General features: G+C 68.8%; 29 protein-coding genes. 19 read left to right on the forward strand and 10 right to left on the reverse strand.

Translation table 11 applies throughout. The features are described 5' to 3' along the window. Nucleotides 1–33: 33 nt before the first annotated feature. Together ychF and AC0662_RS27780 are read right to left on the reverse strand one after the other, a co-directional pair. Nucleotides 34–1,110, reverse strand: a complete 1,077-nt coding sequence (ychF, locus tag AC0662_RS27775) for a redox-regulated ATPase YchF (protein ID WP_452199881.1) — start codon at nt 1,108–1,110, stop codon at nt 34–36. Between the two features lie 43 nt (nt 1,111–1,153). Beyond that, on the reverse strand, nt 1,154–1,684 hold the full coding sequence (locus AC0662_RS27780; protein WP_478304276.1) for a GNAT family N-acetyltransferase: 531 nt from the start codon (nt 1,682–1,684) through the stop codon (nt 1,154–1,156). A 65-nt stretch (nt 1,685–1,749) separates the two neighbouring features. On the opposite strand from AC0662_RS27780, the gene AC0662_RS27785 reads away from it, so the two are divergent. The 9 genes from AC0662_RS27785 (at nt 1,750) to AC0662_RS27825 (ending at nt 9,265) form a co-directional block, all read left to right on the forward strand. Next, nucleotides 1,750–2,616, forward strand: a complete 867-nt coding sequence (locus AC0662_RS27785) for a DUF817 domain-containing protein (protein WP_452199877.1) — start codon at nt 1,750–1,752, stop codon at nt 2,614–2,616. A 78-nt stretch (nt 2,617–2,694) separates the two neighbouring features. Beyond that, nucleotides 2,695–3,456, forward strand: a complete 762-nt coding sequence (locus AC0662_RS27790) for a polysaccharide deacetylase family protein (RefSeq protein WP_478304278.1) — start codon at nt 2,695–2,697, stop codon at nt 3,454–3,456. Nucleotides 3,457–3,487: 31 nt separating this feature from the next. Further along, nucleotides 3,488–4,462 carry a methyltransferase gene (locus AC0662_RS27795; protein ID WP_478304280.1) on the forward strand — a complete coding sequence of 325 codons (975 nt, stop codon included), beginning with the start codon at nt 3,488–3,490 and terminating at the stop codon, nt 4,460–4,462. A 46-nt stretch (nt 4,463–4,508) separates the two neighbouring features. Next, the gene (locus AC0662_RS27800; RefSeq protein ID WP_452199872.1) at nt 4,509–5,678 is read left to right on the forward strand and encodes a DNA recombination protein RmuC; all 1,170 of its coding nucleotides are present in this window, start codon (nt 4,509–4,511) and stop codon (nt 5,676–5,678) included. 47 nt (nt 5,679–5,725) lie between these two features. Continuing rightward, nucleotides 5,726–6,271: a DinB family protein gene (locus AC0662_RS27805; RefSeq protein ID WP_478304282.1), complete on the forward strand. Its 546-nt coding sequence runs from the start codon at nt 5,726–5,728 to the stop codon at nt 6,269–6,271. A 94-nt stretch (nt 6,272–6,365) separates the two neighbouring features. Next, entirely contained in the window at nt 6,366–7,553 is a 1,188-nt protein-coding gene (locus tag AC0662_RS27810; RefSeq protein WP_478304284.1) for a glycoside hydrolase family 64 protein, read from the forward strand. A 39-nt stretch (nt 7,554–7,592) separates the two neighbouring features. After that, a complete protein-coding gene (locus AC0662_RS27815; RefSeq protein ID WP_452199867.1) occupies nt 7,593–7,931 on the forward strand; it encodes an ArsR/SmtB family transcription factor in 339 nt (112 codons plus the stop codon). After that, complete coding sequence (locus AC0662_RS27820; protein WP_478304287.1) at nt 7,928–8,092, forward strand: hypothetical protein; 165 nt, start codon at nt 7,928–7,930, stop codon at nt 8,090–8,092. Before AC0662_RS27815 ends, AC0662_RS27820 begins: the two co-directional genes overlap by 4 nt. 63 nt (nt 8,093–8,155) lie before the next feature. Further along, complete coding sequence (locus AC0662_RS27825) at nt 8,156–9,265, forward strand: aromatic ring-hydroxylating oxygenase subunit alpha (RefSeq protein WP_478304289.1); 1,110 nt, start codon at nt 8,156–8,158, stop codon at nt 9,263–9,265. Here the strand turns inward: AC0662_RS27825 and AC0662_RS27830 are convergent. Continuing rightward, nucleotides 9,249–9,857: an NAD(P)-dependent oxidoreductase gene (locus tag AC0662_RS27830; protein WP_478304291.1), complete on the reverse strand. Its 609-nt coding sequence runs from the start codon at nt 9,855–9,857 to the stop codon at nt 9,249–9,251. The two genes, AC0662_RS27825 and AC0662_RS27830, sit on opposite strands and share 17 nt — an antisense overlap. Before the next feature lie 77 nt (nt 9,858–9,934). Here AC0662_RS27830 and AC0662_RS27835 point away from each other — a divergent pair, with 77 nt between their 5' ends. The 3 genes from AC0662_RS27835 (at nt 9,935) to AC0662_RS27845 (ending at nt 11,560) form a co-directional block, all read left to right on the forward strand. Beyond that, the gene (locus AC0662_RS27835; protein WP_452199859.1) at nt 9,935–10,291 is read left to right on the forward strand and encodes a winged helix-turn-helix transcriptional regulator; all 357 of its coding nucleotides are present in this window, start codon (nt 9,935–9,937) and stop codon (nt 10,289–10,291) included. A gap of 96 nt (nt 10,292–10,387) precedes the next feature. Continuing rightward, on the forward strand, nt 10,388–10,915 hold the full coding sequence (locus AC0662_RS27840; protein ID WP_452199858.1) for a SigE family RNA polymerase sigma factor: 528 nt from the start codon (nt 10,388–10,390) through the stop codon (nt 10,913–10,915). A gap of 3 nt (nt 10,916–10,918) precedes the next feature. After that, on the forward strand, nt 10,919–11,560 hold the full coding sequence (locus AC0662_RS27845; RefSeq protein ID WP_478304294.1) for a hypothetical protein: 642 nt from the start codon (nt 10,919–10,921) through the stop codon (nt 11,558–11,560). On the opposite strand, the gene AC0662_RS27850 is transcribed toward AC0662_RS27845, so the two are convergent. The 3 genes from AC0662_RS27850 to AC0662_RS27860 form a co-directional block, all read right to left on the reverse strand. Continuing rightward, nucleotides 11,553–12,593, reverse strand: a complete 1,041-nt coding sequence (locus AC0662_RS27850; RefSeq protein ID WP_478304296.1) for a 4-hydroxy-3-methylbut-2-enyl diphosphate reductase — start codon at nt 12,591–12,593, stop codon at nt 11,553–11,555. The genes AC0662_RS27845 and AC0662_RS27850 overlap by 8 nt on opposite strands. A gap of 14 nt (nt 12,594–12,607) precedes the next feature. Further along, nucleotides 12,608–13,003: a hypothetical protein gene (locus AC0662_RS27855; RefSeq protein ID WP_478304298.1), complete on the reverse strand. Its 396-nt coding sequence runs from the start codon at nt 13,001–13,003 to the stop codon at nt 12,608–12,610. Between the two features lie 91 nt (nt 13,004–13,094). Beyond that, nucleotides 13,095–13,601 carry an HAD domain-containing protein gene (locus AC0662_RS27860; protein WP_478304300.1) on the reverse strand — a complete coding sequence of 169 codons (507 nt, stop codon included), beginning with the start codon at nt 13,599–13,601 and terminating at the stop codon, nt 13,095–13,097. 45 nt (nt 13,602–13,646) lie between these two features. Between AC0662_RS27860 and xseA the strand changes: the two genes are divergently transcribed. Genes xseA through AC0662_RS27875 form a run of 3 tightly spaced genes read left to right on the forward strand, consistent with a single transcriptional unit; the run spans nt 13,647 to nt 15,576 of the window. Then, the gene (xseA, locus tag AC0662_RS27865) at nt 13,647–14,867 is read left to right on the forward strand and encodes an exodeoxyribonuclease VII large subunit (protein WP_452199849.1); all 1,221 of its coding nucleotides are present in this window, start codon (nt 13,647–13,649) and stop codon (nt 14,865–14,867) included. Beyond that, nucleotides 14,864–15,079, forward strand: a complete 216-nt coding sequence (locus tag AC0662_RS27870; protein WP_452199847.1) for an exodeoxyribonuclease VII small subunit — start codon at nt 14,864–14,866, stop codon at nt 15,077–15,079. Before xseA ends, AC0662_RS27870 begins: the two co-directional genes overlap by 4 nt. Beyond that, complete coding sequence (locus AC0662_RS27875; protein WP_452199845.1) at nt 15,004–15,576, forward strand: GNAT family N-acetyltransferase; 573 nt, start codon at nt 15,004–15,006, stop codon at nt 15,574–15,576. Before AC0662_RS27870 ends, AC0662_RS27875 begins: the two co-directional genes overlap by 76 nt. Nucleotides 15,577–15,752: 176 nt before the next feature. Here the strand turns inward: AC0662_RS27875 and AC0662_RS27880 are convergent, their stop codons facing one another. Continuing rightward, nucleotides 15,753–16,379 (reverse strand): TetR/AcrR family transcriptional regulator, encoded by a 627-nt coding sequence (locus AC0662_RS27880; protein ID WP_478304303.1) that lies wholly within the window; start codon nt 16,377–16,379, stop codon nt 15,753–15,755. Between the two features lie 38 nt (nt 16,380–16,417). Between AC0662_RS27880 and AC0662_RS27885 the strand changes: the two genes are divergently transcribed. Beyond that, nucleotides 16,418–17,017, forward strand: a complete 600-nt coding sequence (locus AC0662_RS27885) for a flavodoxin family protein (protein ID WP_452199841.1) — start codon at nt 16,418–16,420, stop codon at nt 17,015–17,017. Nucleotides 17,018–17,142: 125 nt separating this feature from the next. Here AC0662_RS27885 and AC0662_RS27890 read toward each other — a convergent pair whose 3' ends face one another. Together AC0662_RS27890 and AC0662_RS27895 are read right to left on the reverse strand one after the other, a co-directional pair. Then, the gene (locus tag AC0662_RS27890) at nt 17,143–17,796 is read right to left on the reverse strand and encodes a nucleotidyltransferase family protein (RefSeq protein ID WP_478304305.1); all 654 of its coding nucleotides are present in this window, start codon (nt 17,794–17,796) and stop codon (nt 17,143–17,145) included. Between the two features lie 239 nt (nt 17,797–18,035). Next, nucleotides 18,036–18,647 carry a DUF4245 domain-containing protein gene (locus AC0662_RS27895; protein ID WP_452199836.1) on the reverse strand — a complete coding sequence of 204 codons (612 nt, stop codon included), beginning with the start codon at nt 18,645–18,647 and terminating at the stop codon, nt 18,036–18,038. A 149-nt stretch (nt 18,648–18,796) separates the two neighbouring features. Here AC0662_RS27895 and glpX point away from each other — a divergent pair, with 149 nt between their 5' ends. The 3 genes from glpX to AC0662_RS27910 all read left to right on the forward strand — a co-directional run bounded on the left by glpX (nt 18,797) and on the right by AC0662_RS27910 (nt 21,350). Then, nucleotides 18,797–19,831: a class II fructose-bisphosphatase gene (glpX, locus tag AC0662_RS27900; protein ID WP_478304307.1), complete on the forward strand. Its 1,035-nt coding sequence runs from the start codon at nt 18,797–18,799 to the stop codon at nt 19,829–19,831. A gap of 97 nt (nt 19,832–19,928) precedes the next feature. After that, the gene (locus AC0662_RS27905) at nt 19,929–20,879 is read left to right on the forward strand and encodes a carbohydrate kinase family protein (RefSeq protein ID WP_478304309.1); all 951 of its coding nucleotides are present in this window, start codon (nt 19,929–19,931) and stop codon (nt 20,877–20,879) included. Continuing rightward, nucleotides 20,880–21,350, forward strand: a complete 471-nt coding sequence (locus AC0662_RS27910; RefSeq protein WP_452199831.1) for a hypothetical protein — start codon at nt 20,880–20,882, stop codon at nt 21,348–21,350. Here AC0662_RS27910 and AC0662_RS27915 read toward each other — a convergent pair. Then, the gene (locus tag AC0662_RS27915; RefSeq protein ID WP_452199829.1) at nt 21,347–22,015 is read right to left on the reverse strand and encodes a FadR/GntR family transcriptional regulator; all 669 of its coding nucleotides are present in this window, start codon (nt 22,013–22,015) and stop codon (nt 21,347–21,349) included. The genes AC0662_RS27910 and AC0662_RS27915 overlap by 4 nt on opposite strands. Between the last annotated feature and the right edge of the window lie 126 nt (nt 22,016–22,141).

Raw genomic sequence — 22,141 nt, forward strand, 5'->3', positions numbered from 1 at the left:
GTTTGCGCAACCGCGACCGCGACCGCGACCGCGTCAGACGTTGAAGCGGAATTCCACGACGTCGCCGTCCTGCATCACGTAGTCCTTGCCTTCCATGCGGACTTTGCCGGCGGAGCGGGCGGCGGTCATGGTGCCGGCGTCCATCAGGTCGTTGTAGGAGACGATTTCGGCCTTGATGAAGCCGCGTTGGAAGTCGGTGTGGATGACGCCGGCGGCCTCGGGGGCGGTGGCGCCGCGCTTGATGGTCCAGGCGCGGGACTCCTTCGGGCCCGCGGTCAGGTACGTCTGCAGGCCGAGGGTGTCGAAGCCGACCCGGGCCAGTACGTCGAGGCCGGGTTCCTCGATGCCCATCTCGGTGAGCATCTCGCGGGCCTCGTCCTCGTCGCCGAGTTCGACCAGTTCGGCCTCGAACTTGGCGTCCAGGAAGATCGCCTCGGCGGGCGCGACCAGGTCCCGCATCTTCTGCTTCAGCTCTTCGTCGGCGAGCTCGTCGGCGTCGCAGTTGAAGACGTACAGGTACGGCTTCGCGGTCATCAGCATCAGTTCGCGGATCGCGTCGCGGTCGATGTCCGTGGCGATGATCGGCGTGCCGGCCTCGAGGTGCTTCTGCGCCTCGCGGACCGCGTCCAGGACGGCGGCGCTCTCCTTCTTCAGCCGGGCTTCCTTCTCCAGCCGCGGGATCGCCTTCTCGACGGTCTGCAGGTCGGCGAGGATCAGCTCGGTCTGGATGGTGGAGATGTCGTCGGCCGGCGAGACCTTGCCGTCGACGTGGGTGACGTCGTCGTCGCGGAACACCCGGGTGACCTGGCAGATCGCGTCCGACTCGCGGATGTGGCTGAGGAACTTGTTCCCCAGGCCCTCACCCTCCGACGCGCCGCGGACGATCCCCGCGATGTCGACGAACTGGACGGTGGCGGGGATCACCTTCTGGGAGTCGAACAGCTCGGCCAGCTTGCCCAGCCGCGGGTCCGGGACACCGACGACCCCGACGTTCGGCTCGATGGTCGCGAACGGGTAGTTCGCGGCGAGCACGTCGTTCTTGGTCAGCGCGTTGAACAGGGTTGACTTGCCCGCGTTGGGGAGTCCGACGATTCCGATGGTGAGTGCCACGGGCGTCAAGGTTACGCGGCGAACACCGAAGTACCCCAATCCGTCAGATCAGGAACGCCTCGAGCTCAGCGCCGTACCAGCGGTTCGTGCGGCCGATCCGGTGCATGCCGAGGCGGCCGCACACGGCCAGCGACGCGACGTTGTCCGGGCGGACCACCGCGTAGATCTGGCCCACACCGGCCTTGAATCCGTGCTCGATCGCGCCCCGCGCCGACTCGGTCGCCAGCCCGCGGCCCCAGGCGTCCGGGTGGAAGTGCCAGCCCACCTCGACCTCGCCCCGGGCGGCCGTCCCGTCCGTCGGGTCGGGCAGCGGCACCAGCAGGACGGTGCCCGCGACCGTCCCGGAGGCGCGCTCCTGGACCGCCCAGATGCCGTACGTCGAGTCGCGGTTGCGCTCGTTCCAGCGGGCGATCACCTGCGACGCGGCCCCGCGGTCGGCCATCACCCGCGGCGCGGCACCGAGCCAGCGGGACACCTCCCAGCGCCGGTAGATGTCGAACACCCGGTCCCCGTCGGCATCGGTCCAGTCGCGCACCAGGAGCCGGTCGGTCTCGTAGACCACCTTCGGATCCATCGCCCACCTCCCACTGCTGTTCTTATTTCTCCCAACCAGGCGTCCGCAAGCAACGTCTCCAGTCTGTGACCACCTGGACCGCCCGCCTCGGGTTCTCTTCACGCTTCGTGTTCGGCTGCTTGCAGTTCCTCCGGTTCGGGTGCCTGGAGGTGGTGTCGTGCCTGTTCCCGGGGTTCCTGTTCGCGGGCCTGGCGATCTCGAAGTACGTCGCCCTGCCGATCGCCCGGTACGACGCGTTGCTGATCTACTGCCTCGCACTGACGCTGCTGTTCTGGCTCGTCCGGCTGGAGACCTGGCGCGAGGTCGCGGTGATCTTCGGGTTCCACCTCGTGGGGCTCGGGCTGGAGCTGTTCAAGGTGCACGTCGGCTCGTGGCAGTACCCGGGTGACGCGGTGACGAAGATCGCCGGCGTACCGCTGTTCGCCGGGTTCATGTACGCCGCGGTCGGCAGCTACATCTGTCAGGCGTGGCGCCGGTTCGACCTGCGCGTGAGTGGTTACCGGCCGATCCAGACCACGGTTCTCGCCGTCCTCATCTACGCGAACTTCTTCACCCATCACTGGATCCCCGACCTGCGGATCCCGATCGCGTTCGGGTTGCTCGTCGTGTTGCGTCGTACCTGGGTCTTCTTCACGGTCGGGGTACGGCGCTACCGGATGCCGCTCGTGGTGGCGTTCGCGTTGATCGGGTTCTTCCTGTGGATCGCCGAGAACGCGGGCACGTTCCTGGACGCGTGGAACTACCCCGACCAGGTGAACGTGTGGCGGCTCGTGCACCCGGCGAAGTTCGGGGCGTGGTCGCTGCTGGTCAGCATGAGCTTCGTGCTGGTCGCGAGCGTGAAGTCGCTGGAGGGGCGGCTGTACCACCGGGGCGGAACCGCGACAGTCGAGATCTCACCGCAACACGAACAGGCCAACCAAGCTGACGGGTAAGGCGTCTTTCGTTGTGTTGAGGCGCTCCTGGACAGGAGCACTGGGGAAACACCGCCTGATTCGCAGTGGGGAGCGATCATGTCCCGAAGGTTCGCCGCGTTCGTCGCGACCGGGGTGGCGCTGGCCGTCGTCGTCGGTTCGCTACTCGGCCTGGCACTCGGGCACGAACCACCGCCGCGGCCCGCCGCCGCGCAGACCTCGGCGACCCCGTCGCCGACGCCGACCGTGACGCCGACCTTGAACGCACCACCGTCGACACCGCACAGGCCGGCGCCGAACCCGACCGCAGCGTTTGCCACAGGCAACAAAAAGGTCCTGTTCTTCAGCTTCGACGACGGACCGGACCCGTACTGGACACCGAAGGTCCTGCAGGTACTGCGCGAGCACGGCGCGCACGCGACGTTCTTCGAGCTCGGCGCGATGCAGACCGCGCACCCCGGGCTGCGCGAACAGGTGATTGCCGCGGGCAACACCATCGGCAGTCACTCGATCACGCATCCGCAGCTCACCGCGGTATCGGCGGCGAAACGGCACCACGAGATCTTCGACGGACCGGCCTCGACCTGCTTCCGGCCGCCGTACGGCGCCTCGAACCCGAAGGTGCGGGCCGACATCAAGGCGGCCGGAAAGGTCCAGGTGCTCTGGGACGTCGACCCGCGGGACTGGGCCCGGCCGGGGACGAACGCGATCGTGCACAACATCATGACCCACGCGCACAACCACAACATCATCCTGATGCACGACGGCGGCGGGAACCGCGCGCAGACGGTCGCCGCGCTGGACAAGGTGCTGCCGCTGCTGAAGGCGCAGGGCTACGCGTTCCCCGCGATGGACTGCTGACCGACAGGCCTCCCCGGGCGCACAATGCCCCATGGATGCTTCTCGGGAGTTGCTCCGCCTGATCGGCGGGTACCAGGTGTCCCAAGCGATCTCGGTCGCCGCTCGGCTCGGGATCAGCGACGCGCTCGCCGCCGGTCCACGGACCTTGGCCGAGCTCGCCGAGTCGAGCGGCGCCGACGAACAAGCGCTCGCTCGACTCCTGCACGCCTTGACCGCACTCGGCCTGTACACGGCCGACGACGGCAGCTTCGCGAACACCGAGCTCGGTGCGGCGCTCCGGGTCGACGTACCGCGCTCGGTCGCGGGCTGGGCCCGGTTCGTGGGGACCGGTTCTCACTGGGAGGCGTACGCCGCGTTGGAGCAGTGCATCCGCTCCGGAGAGACCGCGTTCTCGATCGTGCACGGCGAACCGGTGTGGGAGTACCGCGCCAAGCATCCCGACGAGCAGGACGCGTTCGACGCCGCGATGACGTCGATGGCGGACGCGGTTTCCAACGCGGTCGTCACGGCGTACGACTTCAGCCGGTACGACAGCGTGGTCGACGTCGGCGGCGGGCACGGGCGGTTTCTGAGCGGCATTCTGGAGCGCTACCCGACCATCCACGGTGTGCTGTTCGACCAGCCCGATGTGGTCGCCGGCGCGGACACCGAGCAGTTCCAGGTGATCGGCGGCGACTTCTTCGACAGCGTGCCGGCCGGCGACGCACTGGTGTTGAAGTCGGTGATCCACGACTGGGCGGACGCCGAGTCGATCGAGATCCTCCGCAACTGCCGCCGCGCCCTGCCGACGGACGGTCGCGTGCTGCTCGTGGAGCAACTGCTCGACCGGTCGCCGGATCCCGTCCGGACGGCGTTCTCGGACGTCAACATGCTGATCATGACCGGCGGCCGCGAGCGCACGACCGACCAGTACCGCGTGTTGCTCGCATCGGCCGGCCTCACCCTCGTCGACACGGTCGCCACCGCGAGTACGACGTACGTGATCGAGGCCGCGGCGACTCACTGAGCGCGGATTCCGGAAACTGTCGGTGGGGTTCGGCACTATCAGTGACATGACCGGTACGACGCTGTTGCTGATCCTGCTCTTCCTGTTCATCGGGCTGCTGCTGGGTGCTGCGTTCGGTGTGCTCTGGGCGCGCGGGCGGGACGGTTCACGGCTCGCGCGGATCACCGCCGAGCGCGACGCGGCCGAGGACCGGGTCGTCGAGCTGACCCAGGAGCGGACGTCGGTCGGTGCGCAGATGGGCGGACAGGCGGTCGTGAAGGAGGCGCTCGATCGCCTGCACGCGCAGCTGAACAAGCTCGAGCAGGGCCGGGCCGCGTGGCAGAGCCAGCTGCACCAGCAGGTCAACGAGGTGCGGATGAGTGGCGAGGCGTTGCGTCGCGAGACCGCGTCGTTGTCGACCGCGTTGCGGAAGCCGCAGGTGCGTGGACGATGGGGCGAGCTGCACCTGCGCCGGACCGTCGAGCTCGCGGGGATGGTGTCGCATTGCGACTTCACCGAACAGGCGACGACGGTCGGCGAGGACGGCGTACTGCGGCCGGACCTGGTGGTCCGACTTGCCGAGGGCAAGAATCTCGTCGTCGACTCGAAGGTGCCGCTCGCCGCGTTCCTCGATGCCAGCGAGTCGGATGACGCGGACGTCCGCGAGGACCGCTTGCGAGCACACGCGCGGCACCTGCGCACGCATGTCGACCAGCTTGCGGCGAAGGCGTACTGGACGCGTCTCTCGCCGTCACCGGAGTTCGTGATCCTCTTCGTGCCGGGCGAGTCGTTCCTGTCCGCGGCCCTCGACATCGAGCCCACCCTGCTGGAGTACGCCGCTGAGCGCCGGGTGATCCTGGCGACGCCGACGACCCTGATCGCGACGTTGCGCGCCGCGGCCTACGCGTGGAACCAGTCGGCGCTGACCGAGTCGGCGCAGCAGGTGTTCGAGCTCGGGCGGGAGTTGTACGAACGGCTCGGGACTATGGGCGATCACTTGGGGCGCGTGGGGAGGTCGTTGACGTCCGCGGTCGAGGCGTACAACGGCACCGTCGGCTCGTTCGAGCGGCGGGTGTTCATCACCGCGCGGAAGCTCCGCGACCTGCACGTCACGGAGGCCGAGCTGACCGCGATGGAGTCGATCGAGGCGTCGGTTCGTCCGCTGACCGCGCCGGAGTTCCTCGCTCTCGACGAGGCTCCGACGACCCACCGGTGGCCGCCGTCACAGGCCGGCTGACGCGTTCCGGACGGTGATCGTCCGGAACCACCGTTAGCGTGCTCGGTATGGACAACGCACCTTTGACCGAGCCGCCGATCGCCGGGCCCGAGGCCGACACGTTGCTCGGTGCGCTCGAGCGCAATCGGCGGACGTTCGCCTGGAAGTGCGGCGGTCTCGACGCGGCCGGTCTCGCCACGAAGCACCCGCCGTCGACGGTGACGCTCGGCGGACTGCTCAAGCACCTCGCACTGGTCGAGGACGAGTACTTCACTCGCCGGCTGCTCGGCCAGGAACTCGGCGCTCCGTGGGACGCCGTCGACTGGGACGCCGACCCGGACTGGGAGTGGAGCAGCGCGGCGGACGACTCCCCCGAAGAGCTGATGGCGCTGTGGGAGGCGTCGGTCGCGCGCTCCCGCGCCGCCGTCGCCGAGGTGCTCGCCAAGGGCGGGGTCGACCAACTGGCCCAGTGGAAGGGTCGCGGCGGGCAGTCGCCGAGTCTGCGCTACATCCTCGTCGACCTGATCGAGGAGTACGCCCGGCACACCGGCCACGCCGATCTGATCCGGGAGTCGATCGACGGCCTCACCGGCGAGGGTGCGCCGCAGGACTGATGTCGGAAAGCCGACAGTGATGGGCTGTTGACAGCCGGTGGCCTCTTCACGGAACGATGAGAGCGCTCTCTCAGGCGGACGTGAGGAGAAACGAATGCGTGTCAGAACGCGAATTGCAGGCGTTGTCGCGGCTGCGGTGGCGGTGGCCGGTGTGTTGTCGGCTGCGCCGCATCGTGCGGCCGAGGCGGCACAGGACGCAGTACCGGCAACTATTCCGCTCAAGATCACGAACAACTCGGGCCGTGGCGACGCGGTCTACATCTACAACCTGGGCACGAATCTGGCGACCGGCCAGCAGGGCTGGGCCGATGCGTCCGGCACCTTCCACGCCTGGCCGGCCGGCGGCAACCCGCCCACCCCGGCGCCCGACGCGTCGATCCAGGGACCGGGCAACGGCCAGTCGGTGACGATCCAGATGCCGAAGTTCTCCGGCCGGGTCTACTTCTCGTACGGCCAGAAGCTGGTCTTCAAACTGACCACGGGCGGCCTGGTGCAACCCGCCGTACAGAACCCGGACGATCCGAACCGGAACATCCTGTTCAACTGGTCGGAGTACACGCTCAACGACAGCGGGCTGTGGATCAACAGCACACAGGTGGACATGTTCTCGGCGCCGTACGCGGTCAGCGTGAACGGCAACACCACCGGGCACCTCAAGTCCGGTGGCTACAACGCGGTCTACGACGCGCTCAAGAACACCGCGGGCGGCTGGGGCGGCCTGATCCAGAAGGGCTCGGACGGCTCGGTCATCCGGGTGCTTTCCCCGTCGTACGGCGTCGAGACCGGCGCGCTCCCGGCGAACGTGATGGACGACTACATCAACCGCGTCTGGTCGAAGTACAGCTCGGACACGTTGACGGTGACGCCGTTCGGCGACCAGCCCGACACGAAGTACTTCGGCAAGGTGTCGGGCAACGTCATGAACTTCACCAACAGCTCCGGTGCGGTCGTCACGTCCTTCCAGAAGCCGGACGCGGCGAGTGTCTTCGGCTGCGCGAAGCTGCTCGACGCACCGAACGACCAGGTCCGCGGCCCGATCTCGCGCACGTTGTGCGCCGGCTACAACCGCTCGACGTTGCTGACCAACCCGAACCAGCCGGACGCCAACGACGCGAACTTCTACAAGGACGGCGTCACCAACCACTACTCGAAGGCCATCCACGCCCAGATGGCCGACGGCAAGGCGTACGGCTTCGCGTTCGACGACGTCGGCAACCACGAGGCCCTGGTTCACGACGGCAACCCCCAGGACGCCGGACTGATCCTCGATCCCTTCAACTGAGGCTTGCCTCCTCGGTCCGTTAGTGGCAACTTACCGTTCGTGGAGACTTACGGATCACTCGCCGCCGTCGGGCCGGTGCTGGACGCACTGGGCGACCCGACCCGGCGGGTGATCCTCGAGACGCTGCGGACCGGCGGGCCGTGTTCGGTCGGCGTACTGGCCGACCACGTCCCGGTCAGCCGGCCCGCGATCTCGCAGCACCTGAAGGTGCTCGGCGCGGTCGGGCTGGTGCGGCACGAGGCGCGCGGGACGCGGAACATCTACCGCGTCCACCAGGCGGGTCTCGACGAGTTGCGCAGCTGGCTCGACCAGTTCTGGGGCGACACGCTGCAGGCGTACGCCGACCACGTCCGGCGGACCGAGGAGGAACGGACATGACTGTGGAACAAGACCTGTCACCGTTGGTGAAGACCGTTGTCGTACCGGTCGGCGTCGACCGCGCGTTCGAGGCATTCACCGCGGAGACGTCGGCGTGGTGGCCGCTCTTCAGCCACTCGGTCGGCGAGGAAGCGGCGAAGGCGGCGGGCGGGCGCGCCTGAGCTACGACACCGGCTGGGACTACGTGCTGGGCAAGTACGTGGAGTTCGCCCGATAGTTGGTAGATGCTCCCCTTTGACGCGCTGGAAGCTTCGCTACGGCCGCACGGCGAGTCGGTCATGCTGCCGCGGGCGGCGTATGTCGATCCGGACGTGCTCGCGTGGGAACGCCGGCACTTCTTCGCCGGGACGTGGACGTGCCTCGGCCGCGTCGACGAGCTGGCCGGCGGTACGACGTACCGCGAGGTGACCGTTGGTGACATCGCGACCGTTGTCACGTTCGGGGACCGGCCGCGGGCGTTCGCCAACACCTGCCGGCATCGCGGGCACGAGCTGTTGCAGCGCGACGAGACGAGCGACCGCCGCGCGGTGGTGTGCCCGTACCACGGATGGTCGTACGAGCTCGACGGGTCGGTGAAGGCCGCACCGAGGATGGGTGACGCCTTCGACCCCACGCCGTACGGGCTGGTCGAACTGCCGGCCGAGGTATGGCAGGGGTGGCTGTTCGTGAACGCGACCGGTACGGCGGAGGCGTTCTCGGACCACGTCGGCGGGCTGACGGATCTCGTCGCGCCGTACGCGCCGGAATCGCTGGTCATGAAGGCCCGGCACTCGTACGACGTCGCGGCCAACTGGAAGACGATCGTGGAGAACTACCACGAGTGCTACCACTGCCCGCTGATCCATCCCGAGCTCTGCAAGGTGTCGCCGCCGTCGTCGGGCGACAACTGGGATCTGCCCGGCGCGTGGGTCGGCGGGTTGATGGACCTGCGGCCGGACGCCGAGACGATGTCGCTCGACGGCCGGTCGCATGGAGTCCCGCTGCCAGGTGTGAACCCACGACAGGTCAACTACGTCGGCCTGTTCCCGAACCTGTTGCTCTCACTGCACCCCGACTACGTGATGACGCATCGACTCGAGCCACGCGCTCCCGGACTGACCGCGATCGAATGCTCCTGGTACTTCCGTCCCGAGGTGACCGACCCGTCGTACGCCGTGGAGTTCTGGGACATCACCAACCGCGAGGACTGGGCCGCGTGCGAGTCGGTCCAGCGCGGCGCCGAGTCACCGCACTTCCGGCCCGGCCCGCTGGCACCCGCGGAGGACGCCGTCTACCAGTGGGTGACGATGCTGGCCCGCGGGTATCTCGGCAAGCCGCTCAGTAGCCCAGGGTGAAGCGCTGGCGGTTGTGGGCGGGCTTCTCGAGCTCGTCGATCAGCGCGACCGCGTAGTCCTCGGCGGAGATGTGGTCGCCGATCGGCTCGTCGAGGCTGAGCCGGAAGACACCGGTCCGCTCGCCGGGGGCGATCACGAACGCCGGGGACAGCATGGTCCAGTTCACGTCGCTGGCGCGGAGGTTCTCCAACGCCTGCGAGACGGTCAGCGACTCGTTCTTGTACTCGGCCGGGAAGTCCGGGCCGTCCACCACCCGGTTGCCGTTGACAACCAAGCTGCCGGCGCCGCCGACCACGATCAGCCGGGTCGCCGTCCCCCGCACCGCGGCGATCAGATTGTCGACCGCGTCCAGGTAGTGCTGGTGGTCGCCGCCGTCCCGGCTCGGACCGATCGCCGCGACCAGCACGTCCGACTCGCCCGCGAGCTCCTTGGCCGTCGCGACGTCGTTCGCGCTCGCCTGGACCGCGCGGACGCCGGTCGGCAGGTCACCGCCGGATCGCGTCACGCCGGTCACCTCGTGTCCACGGTTCACCGCCTCGGCCGCCACCCGGCTGCCGACCATGCCGCTCGCGCCGTACACCGCGATCTTCATCTTTACTCCTGTCTGTGAGGTCTGAGCTGGACAGTATCCATTGGTAACTGGCTACTTCAACGTGCTATAAGTACCTTGTGGTAACCAAAGGCGACGTCTTCGACCCGAACTGCCCGACCCGGGTGATCCTGGACCGGATCGGCGACAAGTGGACGGTGCTCGCTGTCTTGCTGCTGCGCGACGGCCCGCTGCGGTTCACCGAGCTCCGCGACGGGATCGGCCGGGTCGCGCCCAAGGTGCTCACCCAGACTCTGCGCCGCCTGGAGCGCGACGGCCTGATCACCCGCGAGGTCTTCGCCGAGATCCCGCCGCGCGTCGTCTACACCCTCACGCCCCTGGGCGCCTCGCTGATCGCCCCGATCGCCGTCCTCACCGACTGGGCCGAGACCAACATGCCGGCGATCACCAAGGCGCAGGCGGCGTACGACGGCTGAACATCACAAGCTCCGCACTGTCCGATCACAGCTCAACCTTTCGGAACCCTCGCCTCATCACACTCCTGACCGGATGAGAGCTGGGGGTATGTGGCCATGGATCCAGGACGGGATCGGGAATTCGCGGACTTCGTGGACGGGCGGTTCACGGCGTTGCAGCGGTTCGGATACCTGCTGACCGGCGAGTGGCATCTCGCCGAGGACCTCGTGCAGACATCGCTGACGAAGGTGTGGTTCCACCGCGCCTCGCTGCGCAGCGGGAACGCGCTGGAGAGCTACACCCGCACCGTCATGGTGAACACCAGCACCCAGTGGTGGCGCCGCAAATGGAAGGGCGAGACGCCGACCGAGCATCTCCCCGAACCGCACCAGTCCTCAGGACCGTCGGAGTACGGCGTCGTGGACGATCGTGACCTGCTGCTCCGGGCACTCGCCACGCTCCCCCGGCGGACTCGCGCGACGCTCGTCCTGCGGTACTTCGAGGATCTGCCGGAAGCCGAGATCGCCCAGATCATGGGCTGTTCGCTCGGGACGGTGAAGAGCAACGTCTCCCGCGGACTGGCCAAGCTCCGCGAGCATCATCTGGTCGCCGCCGTCTCCGCCCCTGCCCAGAAGGAGGGCTGAGCCATGACCGAAGACCTGAAGAGCCGCTTCGACCAACTGGTCGCCGAACCACCACCGCCGAGCGCCGTCCCGAGCGAGGCAGTGTTCGCCCGCGTCCGCAAGGTACGCCGCCGCCGCACCGCCGGCGTGGTCGGTATCGCCACGGCCTGCGTAGTGGCGATCGCCCTTGCCCTCGGCAACGTCACGAACATCGGCGGCGCCCCGCCGGTCACGAACACCCCCGGCGCCCCCAAGACCGTGATCACCGGCCCACCAACAGCCAAGCCCCTCCCGCCACCCCCGCCGATCCAGGTCCTCCTGAAACCAACCATCAAAGGCCGCACGGTAACGATGAACATCACCGTCTCCGGCAAGGCCTTCATCCCCACGGTCCAGCCCGAGAACACGTTGTTGTCGGCCGACAGCCTGTTCGTCGACCTGTCGAGCGGATCCGACTACAGCTTCGGTGAGGGCATTCCCGGGGGCTCCGACGGCGGGCCGCTCGATTGCACCACCAAAGAACTGAAGCACGGCAGCCAGACGTATCTGATCGACACCCATACCTACACGAAGCCAGGCACCTACAAGTTCACGTACCGGGTGGGCTTCTGCGGCACGCGGGGCTGGTTCGACACGAAGGCCAGCACCCTGATCAGGATCAAATAGTCCAGGCGTGGTCTGAGGTGCCGGTGGTGGGGAGCCCGGCCGCTTTGAGGTCGGTGCGGAGGTCTCGGGGGAGGGCGAAGGTGAGGCTCTCCTCCGCGGTGGTGACTTCCTGTACGTCGGCGTAGCCGCGCTCGGCGAGCCAGCGCAGGACGTCGCGCACCAGCACCTCGGGCACGCTCGCGCCGCTGCTGACGCCGACCGCGTCGACACCTTCGAGCCAGGCCTCGTCGATCTCGTCGGCGAAGTCGACCAGGTAGCCGGCCTTGGCGCCGTGCTCGACCGCGACCTCGACCAGGCGCACCGAGTTCGACGAGTTCCGCGAACCGACCACGATCATCAGGTCGGCCTCGGGCGCGAGCTTCTTCACCGCGGCCTGACGGTTCTGGGTGGCGTAGCAGATGTCGTCGCTCGGCGGGTCCTGCAAGTGCGGGAACCGTTCGCGCAGGCGGCGTACCGTCTCCATCGTCTCGTCGACGGACAGCGTGGTCTGCGACAGCCAGACGACCTTCTCCGGGTCCCGGACAACGACATTCGGTACGTCGTCGGGCCCGTCGACCAGGTGCACGTGGTCCGGGGCCTCGCCGGAGGTGCCGATGACCTCTTCGTGGCCCTCGTGACCGATCAGCAGGATGTCGTAGTCCGTCGCCGCGAACCGCTTCGCCTCGTGGTGCACCTTCGTCACCAGCGGGCAGGTCGCGTCGATCGTCTTCAGCTGCCGCGCCGCCGCCTCCTCGTGCACCACCGGGGCGACACCGTGCGCGGAGAAGATCACCGTCTCGCCCTCGGGGACCTCTTCGGTCTCGTCGACGAAGATCGCGCCACGCTTCTGCAGCGTCTGGACGACGTACTTGTTGTGCACGATCTCCTTGCGCACGTACACCGGCGGACCGTAGAGGTCGAGGGCCTTCTCCACCGCCACGACCGCCCGGTCGACGCCCGCACAGTACCCGCGGGGGGCCGCAAGCAGCACCCGCTTGGTCTTGGTCGCGGTCGAAGTACCGGTGTTGTCAGGCTGGGCAGTCACGGTCCCCATGGTACGGGCCCGGATTAACGCCGCCGGAGTCGTACCAGGTGCGAAACCGCCAGCGCACACGTGCAGCACACCACCGCGACAGCGGCATCACCGAACGAAGTCAGCTCCGGCGTCGGGCTCCGCGTGCCCGGCTTTGTGAGCAGCATCACCACGATCAGGCCCGCGAGCACCGCGATCCCGGTCGGGACCGCCACGGTCGTCGCCGGACGGAAGCTCGCGTGCGCCAGCAGCGCGATCATCGCGCCCATCAGCAGCGCACCGAGAATCGCCGGTCCGCCACCCTGGCGGCCGGCCATCTCCCACAGCGTTCCGTAGTCCGGCGGGAGGATCGGCTGGAACGAGATCACCACCGACACCACGGCCAGTGGCCCGTACAGCCGCGCGTACCCGATCACTTCCTGCTCTCGCATGCCGACAGCATGCCGAAGCGGAGGTCCATCGGACGTCGAGGAGCCGTCCGCCCTGTCCGGACGGCTCCCCCGTGGGAGGTGTTCCAGCACGTCAAGAATGCGACGGAAACGCCTTGTCCGCAACGGGTTTTCCGCCGCCCCACACCCGGAGCTCCTCGAAGTCCCGCTCGGTCAGCCCGGTCCGGGGATCGACCCGGAGAATCAGTTGGTGCGCCCCCGGAAAACGTGTTCGTTCGAACTCCCCCACCTCGTCGTCCACCCAGGCGAACGGACGATCGCCGACCCACTCCGCGACGTACGGCGCCTTCCAGGAACCATGGCGTACCGGCTTGCGATCCGGCCACCGGATCGTGGGCAGCGGCGGCAGGCCGAGCCGCGGCCCGAGCAGCCGGTTCGCGCCGTCCTCCCAGCTGCTCGCCCACACCAGCTCAAACGTTTTCGCAAGCTCCTTGAGCTGTCCGCCGTGACTCGGGTTGAGCAGGACCCGCCAGGTCTTTGCGCCCTCAGTGATCTCGTGCCGCACGTACCCGGGCGGGATTCCGTCGGCCGCGTGCGGGTTGAGCGGACCGTCGAAATCGAGCAGTAGCAGCGGACGCATCACTCAACGTTAGTGATTGTCGGTGCGGGGTCGTAGGGTCTGGGGGTGGCTTTGGAGACCTCACCGGACGCACCCGCGGCCGTTCGCACGATCGCGAACGGGATCGCCAGCTGGATCAACCAGCTCGGTGCCGTGTGGGTCGAGGGACAGCTGACCGACGTCTCGATCGGGCGCGGTACGACGACTGTCTTCGGCACGCTGCGGGACACCGACGCGGATATCTCGCTGCGGTTCACCTGCAACCGCCGGGTGTTCGAGGCGGTCGACCCGCCGGTGAAAGACGGCTCGCGGGTCGTCGTGAACGCCAAGCCGAACTTCTTCGCCCGGCGCGGGACGCTCGCGCTCGCGGTCAACGAGATCCGGCACGTCGGCATCGGTGAGCTGCTGGCCCGGATCGAGCGGCTCAAGCAACTGCTCGGCGCCGAGGGCCTGTTCGCGCCGCACCGGAAGCGGAAGCTGCCGTTCCTGCCGCACACGATCGGGTTGATCTGCGGGCGCGACTCGGCGGCCGAGCGTGACGTGCTGGAGAACGCGAAGCGGAGGTGGCCGGCGGTCGCGTTCCGGATCGAGTACGCGTCGGTGCAGGGGCCGTCGGCGGCCGGCGAGGTGATGACCGCGCTGCGGAAGCTGGACGCGGACGAGTCGGTCGAGGTGATCGTGATCGCGCGCGGTGGCGGATCGCTGGAGGACCTGCTGCCGTTCTCCGACGAGGGATTGATCCGCGCGGTGTCGAAGGCGAGTACGCCGGTCGTGAGCGCGATCGGCCACGAGCCGGACTCGCCACTGCTCGACCTGGTCGCGGATCTGCGGGCGTCGACGCCGACCGACGCGGCGAAGCGGATCGTGCCGGACGTGCGCGAGGAGCTGGACGGCGTGCGGCTGCTGCGCGAGCGCGGCTCGCGGGCGATCAGGTCGTGGCTGGATCGGGAAGCGCATGCTTTGGCGGCGATCCGGAGCCGGCCGGCGCTGGCGGCGCCGGTGACCGATCTGCAGCGCCGGTCCGACGAGGTCCTGGCGCTGATCGAGCGGAGCCGGCGGACCCTGACGCACCGGCTCGACCGGGCCGGCGACGACATCGCGCACCGGTTGGCGAGTGTGCGGGCATTGTCCCCGAAGGCGACCCTCGAGCGCGGGTACTCCGTGCTGCAGCTCGCCGACGGGACCGCCGTACGGGAAGTGGCGCAGGTCGCGCCGGGTGATCTGTTGCAGGCGCGGGTCACCGACGGCCGTTTCACGGTCGAAGTCAAGTCCGAGGAGAACACGTGAGCGGCGACCGACCCGAGATCACCTACGAGCAGGCCCGCGAGGAACTCGTCGAGGTGGTCCGCAAGCTAGAAGCCGGCGGTACCACGCTCGAGGAGTCGCTGGCCCTGTGGGAGCGCGGCGAGGAGCTGGCCACCACGTGCCAGCGCTGGCTCGACGGCGCCCGCGAACGCCTCGCCAAGGCCCAAGCCGCCCACGAGGAAAAACCCAACTGATCGTCCGTTCGGCCCGGCCAGAAGATCTCCCGGGCGCCGCCGAGGCGCGGGTCGCCAGTTGGCGGGCCGCGTTCACCGGCCTGGTCCCCCAGGATTTCCTCGACGCGATGGACCCGTCGGCGATCGCCACCTCCTGGACCGACAGCATCGCCGCCGGCCGCTCCCGAATCCACGTCGCCGTACGCCAAGACAAAGTCATCGGGTACGCCGGTGTCGGGCCCGAGCGCGATCCGGAGGCGCCGCCGCGCAGCGGTGAGTTGTACGCGCTCTTCGTGCATCCTGACCACTGGGGAACCGGCGCGGGGCGGGCTCTGACCGACGCGGCGTGTGCCGATCTGCGGGCCGCGGACTGTACCAATGTGGGGCTTTGGGTGCTTGAGGCAAATATCCGCGCGCGCACGTTCTACACGCGGTACGGGTTCACCGAGACCGCCGGCCGCACGTACTCCTCGCTCGGGAAACTCCCGGAAATCAGGCTGATCCGCGACCTGACGTGAAGGTTGCGCAAAGCCGCACCGATTCGGCGAGTGGTGACCTGATCCGCGACCCGCTGAACGGCGACGACTTCTACACGTTCCACGCCGAGCAGAGGTAGTCCTGGGAGCTGACGCTGTCGCCGGAGCAGGAGAAGGCGTTCATGGCCGGTCTCGAGGCGTACGACGACGATGGAAGTTCAGGCGCTGAGCAGGTTCTTGGCGATCGCGGCGAGGCCGGCCCGCATTCGGTCGAGCTCGAAACCCTGTGTCCGCAGGGCGTTGTGCAGGTCGGCCGCGAGCGGCGCCAGCAGTACGTGCGCCGTGTAGTCCGCGTCGAGGTCCGGACGGGCGGACTCGATCAAGTGCGACAGGTGCCGGTGCCAGAGGTGGTACGAACCGATCCGGTAGCGCGCGCCGTCTGACGCGTTCTCGCTGTCCATGAACAGCGCGACGTGCCGGTCCAGCAGGTCGAGGTACGCGTCGAGGAACGCCAGTAACCGCACCAACGGCGGCGCTCCCGGACCGAGTGGTGGCGGACCGCTGATGATCCTCGCCTGCAGTTCCTGCTCGCGCTCGTCGAGCAGTGCGACCGCCAGCCCCGCGCGGTCCCCGAACCGGCGGAACACCGTCCCCTTCCCCACGCCCGCCTCGGCGGCGATCGCGTCCAGCGACACGTTCTGCACCCCGTGCGCGGTGAACAACCGATCCGCGGCCTCCAGCACCCGGAGCCGGTTCCGGCGGGCGTCGGCGCGTTCCGGGCGTGGCTCCCCCACGACCGGAAGATCCCGTTGTGAAGCGGACCGCGGTCCGGTACTGTCGTTCATAAGACGGACTGTAGTCCGCTAAAGACTCAGGAGGAAGCATGAGCAACACTCCCGCCCGGATCGCGATCGCCTTTCACTCGGGCTACGGGCACACCGCGAAGCAGGCCGAGGCGGTCGCGGCCGGGGCCACGTCGGTCCCGGACACGACGGCCGACCTGGTCCCGCTGGACGAGTTGACCGAGGACGTCTGGGAGCGGCTCACCGCAGCCGACGCGATCGTCTTCGGAGCTCCGACGTACATGGGGAGCCCGAGCTGGGTGTTCAAGAAGTTCGCCGAGGAGAGTGTGCGGGTCTGGGCCGCCGATCTCGGCTGGCGGGACAAGATCGCCGCCGGCTTCACCAACTCGAAGGCGATGTCCGGCGACAAGCTGAACAGCCTGGTCGACCTGGCGGTGTTCGCGGCGCAGCACGGGATGATCTGGGTCGGCCTGGACATCTACCCGGGCTGGGCGGAGAGCACCGCGAGCATCGAGGACCTGAACCGGCTCGGCAGCTGGATGGGCGCGATGGCGCAGTCCGACGCGGACCTGTCCGCGGAGAAGGCGCCGCCGGCGACCGACCTGCGCACCGCGGCCGCGCTCGGGGCCCGGGTCGCGACGGTCACGCACCGGCATCTGCGCGGAGCGCTGGCGGCCTGATGGCCTGTCGCGTGGGCTTGAACACCATCTGGTGGGTGAGTACAGGCAATAACCTGTGCTCGCTCACCATTTCTTGTGCACCGTCGCTGCGGTGGGTTGGGCGCGACGGTCCGGCGCCGCTGTGGTCAGGGGGCGGTACGGCGGCGGGGGCGGGCAATCGGGGCTACGGGAATCGGGTGGGTGTCGAGCGGGAGCTCTTCGGGGATGGGGGTGCCGGAGAGGAGCCGGTGGTACTCGGCCCAGGTGGTGACGCGGGGCGGGACGTTGCCGATGGCATCGACTCTGGTGATGCGGTGGACGCCGCTGTGGACGGAGGTCCACAGGTCCGCGTCACTACGGAGCGTGCGGAGTTCGCCGAACAGCTCGCGCCCGAACCAGCACGGGTAGCCGTCGCCGTCGTCGTACCGGCAGACGCCGATCGGTGTCGCGGCCTCGGCGACGAGCGACCAGACGGCGGCCGACGTGATCCCGGGCTGATCACCCGGCAGGACGACGATCCCGTCGGCCCGCCGGTCGACCGCGTCGAGGGCCGGGACGATCGAGGAACTCCCGGTGTCGTAGTGCGGGGACTCGACCACCCGCACTCCGTCCAGGTCGATCCGCTCGTGGACGGCCTCCGAGGCGCTGCCCAGCGTCACCACCAACTGGTCGAAGGAGCACTCGCGGGCGCTCTCGAGCGCCGCACCGAACAGCGTGCCGCCGCCGTAGGCCAGGAGCTGCCACGGAGTGCCGAGATGCGGCGAGCCGTCGGCACCCAGCAAGATCCCGGTGATGAACATCGGCGGGTCAACCCTTCACCCGGGACGGCGCGACCATGGTTGGCCCTTCCGCTAGTCCCCGAGCGTGCACAAGCCGTGCATCGATCGAACCAATTGCCGAGGGCACGTGTCAACGACCGTCCGGAAAGTGGGCGGAAATGCCCGGAAATTGGTCAGCGCGCCGGCGGAAACTCGGTAATACGCAGCGAAACCCGGCGGTGCCCGGGAAACTCACCGGCACTCGGTGCGACGAAAACCACTCAGTGCAAGGTCACGGCGAACGTTTCGAGGGCCGGATATCCGGCATTTCCGGTGACGATCGTGGTCACTCCGGAACCTATCCGCACCAACGCGTTCTCGCCCTTGCGGTCCAGCAGAACCTTGCGTTGCCAGGTCACCCCGTCGACGGTCGTCGTACCGTCGTCGGTGGTTCTGCCGAGCTTGTCGGCGAGGTATTTGCCGCCGGAGACATTCGATTGTTCGAGGCCGACGTATTTCTTCTCGTTCGTGACGACGCCGAGATGCCAGGTCATCGGCTCCTGCTGAGGTGAGCGGAACTCGACGCTCGTCGCGGTCCACCCGGACGGCATCGGCTCCGGCCCGAGCACCCAGGAGGCGGCCTTGCGGGCGTCCTGCAGTTGCGCGGTGTACTCGACGGCCTTGACCGTCTCCTGCTTCGGCCGCCAGGTGACGATGATCAGGAACGCGACCACGACGAGACAGATCAGCAGCGCGAACACCATGTTGCCGACGGTCTGCGACTTCCGCTTGTCCCGCCGGTACGCCTGCCGGTACTCGTTCGCCTCCGCCTGGATCTGCGCCCGCTCCCGCGCCGCAGCCTCGTTGGAAGCATCCTGACCTGTCGAACTCATACCCACAGTGTCTCCCGAGGCGCAATCCGCCCGAACACCCCCTCGGGCCGTTGGCTACGATCCGTTGGCATGAGCGAGCGCAGCGAGCGACCAACCAGCAGAGCCGATCTATCGCTCGTGCTGGAGCCGAGCGCCAGCGAGGTGGAAGCATGAGCGATCCGACGACTCCGCCTGCCCATCTGGAAGTCGAGGCCGATGCGCCCGACCGGAACCTCGCGCTCGAACTGGTGCGGGTCACCGAGGCCGCGGCGATGGCGGCGGGGCGCTGGGTCGGCCGTGGTGACAAGAACGGCGCTGACGGCGCGGCCGTGAACGCTATGCGGACGCTGATCGGCACCGTGGGGATGAACGGCGTCGTGGTGATCGGCGAGGGCGAGAAGGACAACGCCCCGATGCTCTACAACGGCGAGCAGGTCGGCTCCGGCGCCGGACCGGAGTGCGACGTGGCGGTCGACCCGGTCGACGGTACGACGTTGGTCGCGAAGGGCATGGCCAACGGGATCGCCGTGATGGCGGTGGCGCCGCGGAACTCGATGTACGACCCGTCCGCGGTCTTCTACATGGAGAAGCTCGTCGTGGGCCCGGAGGCCGCCGAGGTGGTCGACATCCGGCTCCCGGTCGCGGAGAACATCCGCCGGGTCGCGAAGGCGAAGGGCTCCACGGTCGACGACGTCACCGTCGTCCTGCTGGACCGGCCGCGGCACGAGGACCTGGCCCGGCAGATCCGGGCGACCGGCGCGCGGATCAAGTTCATCTCCGACGGTGACGTGGCCGGCGCGGTCGAGGCGGCCCGGCCGGACACCGGCCTGGACATGCTGCTCGGGATCGGCGGTACGCCGGAAGGCATCATCGCGGCCTGTGCGATGAAGTGCCTCGGCGGCAAGATCCAGGGCAAGCTCTGGCCGCGCGACGACGCGGAACGGCAGAAGGCGCTGGACGCCGGCCACGACCTGGACCGGGTGCTCGACACCGACAACCTGGTCGGCGGCGACGACTGCTTCTTCGTCGCGACCGGCATCACCGACGGCGAACTGCTCCGCGGCGTCCGGTACGGCGGCTCGACCGCGCGCACCCATTCGCTCGTGATGCGATCGCGCAGCGGCACGATCCGCAGCATCGAGAGCGTCCACCAGCTGTCCAAGCTCCGCGCGTACTCCGCCATCGACTTCGAGCACGCGCGATGAGCACTGTGCTTTCGGCCGCGCCTCCGCCGTGGTCCCGGGGCTGTGGCTCCGAGCCGTCCCTGCTTCCGATGCTCCTCAGTCCCGGCCGGGAGGCCCAGTGACCGTCCCTCTGCTCGTCGTCGGTGAGGCCCTCGTGGACATCGTCGGCAGTGCCGCCAAGCCTCGTAACGGGAACGGGAACGGCAAGACCAACGCGACCCCCGGCGGGTCTCCCGCGAACGTCGCGGTCGGGCTGGCGCGCCTCGGCGTACCGACCGAGTTGGTGACGCGGTTCGGGACCGACGCGTACGGCGATCAGCTCGGGGCGCACCTGTTCGGGAACGGCGTCCAGCTGGCGCCGGGCTCGGTCGACCCCAAGTTCCGGACCAGCACCGCGACCGCGACGCTCGATGCGGCCGGCGTCGCGACGTACAAGTTCGACATCGCGTGGGAGCCTCCGGCGCTGTCGCTGTCCCGCGGCTGTCCGGCGATCCACACCGGGTCGATCGCGACCGTCCTGGAGCCCGGCGCGGCAGCGATCCGGGAGTTCCTGGAGTCGGTCGCCGATCAGCCGGTGACCGTGACGCTGGACCCGAACGCGCGCCCGAGCATCACCCCCGACCCCGTCGCGACCTGGGAAGCGGTACGGGCGCTTGCGGCCTTGAGCGACCTGGTCAAACTCAGCGATGAGGACTGCGAGTTCCTCCGACCCGGGATGTATCCGGAGGACATCGCGGAGGAGCTGCTGACCGCGGAGCGGACCCAGTGCGTGGTGATCACCCGCGGCGGCAAGGGCGCGCTCGGGGTCAGCCGCGACGCACGGGTCGACGTGACCGCGCCGGTGATCGAGGTCGTCGACACCGTCGGCGCGGGCGACTCGTTCATGTCGGCGCTGATCGCCGGTCTGGACGCGCGCGGGCTGCTCGGCGAACGGCGGCTCGCCGGACTGACGTTCGAGGACCTGCGCGACGTCGTGGACTACGCGGTGAAGGCGGCGGCGATCACCTGCACCCGCCACGGCGCCGACCCGCCGACCGCGGCCGAGCACACTGCGAAGTGGGGTTCATGAGTGTCCGCCGAGACGTGGTCCGCTGAGCTGGAGTCCAAGGGCAGCGTGGAGTTCCCGCCACGCCGCGGCCGGCTCGTGGTGCGGCTAGCGGCTTTCGGCCTGCTGATGGTGGCGTCCGCGTGGACGAACGTGGACCACCTGCAGTCCGACGGGTTCACCGGCACCCTCAGCGTGCTCCGCCTCACCGCACTGGCCGCGTTCGTCTACGGGACCGCGCTGACCGCGTGGCAGCTGATCACCAATCGCCCCGTGGTCCGGATCGACAGCGACGGGATCAGCCGCGGCCGCAACCTCCCCTGGTCCGGCATCACGAGCATCGACGGCCCGGCCGGTCTGCCACTCGCTCGGACGGTCCAGGTCACGCCGGCGGACCGCCGTACCCGGCCGATCTCGATCCCGCAGGACAACGTCGAGGATCTGGCCGCGCTCACGCCGTGGCTGCGATCACTCCTCGAACAGCACCGCGACTAGGCCAGTGAGCTTCGCACCGCGCTGAGGTGTTCGCGGGCGCGCGTCGCGGCCAAGTCGGGGTCCTTGGCGCGGATGGCGTCCGCGATCGCCTCGTGCGCGGCCTGGTCGTGGCGGTGGCGATGTTCGTCGTCCAGCTTCAGCATGTCGATCATCGCCCGCCGGATCCGCGGCACGAACGTGTCGAACAGCTCCGTCAGTACGGCGTTGTGCGCGGCCGTCACCACCGCTCGGTGGAACGCGAGGTCCGCCTCGATGTACCAGTCGTCCGGCGCGTTCGCGGCCGCCCGTTTCCGGTCCGCAAGCGTGTAGCGGAAGTCCTTCAGATCCGCTGGCGTACGACGTGACGCCGCCAGCCGAGCCCCCTCGGTCTCGATCGCCAGGCGCCCCTCCAGGACGTCGGTGATGTCGGCCTTGCGCAACACCTTGTCCCAGTCCTCGGCCGCCTGCAGCGCGATCACGAACACGCCCGCACCCTGCCGGCTCTCCAGCACCCGGCGCCCGGCCAGTTCACGCACGGCCTCCCGGATCGTGGACCGGCCAACCCCTAGCTGCGCCGCCAGCGTGGTCTCGCCGGGGAGCTTGGCGCCGAGCGTCCACTCACCGCTCCCGATCCGGCGCAGCAACTCCTCGGCGGCCTGCTCGGCCAGCGGGTGACGGCGAATCATGCGGGTAGTTTAGAGGAACTCAGGTTGTCAGCTTGTCTGAGGAGTTGATAGCGTGCTCGGCATGCGCAAGCTCCCGGGCCTTCTCCTTCTTCGCCGCCACGGCGGGAGCTGATTCGATCGGCGCTC

The sequence above is a fragment of the Kribbella sp. NPDC043289 genome (genome assembly GCF_056436705.1).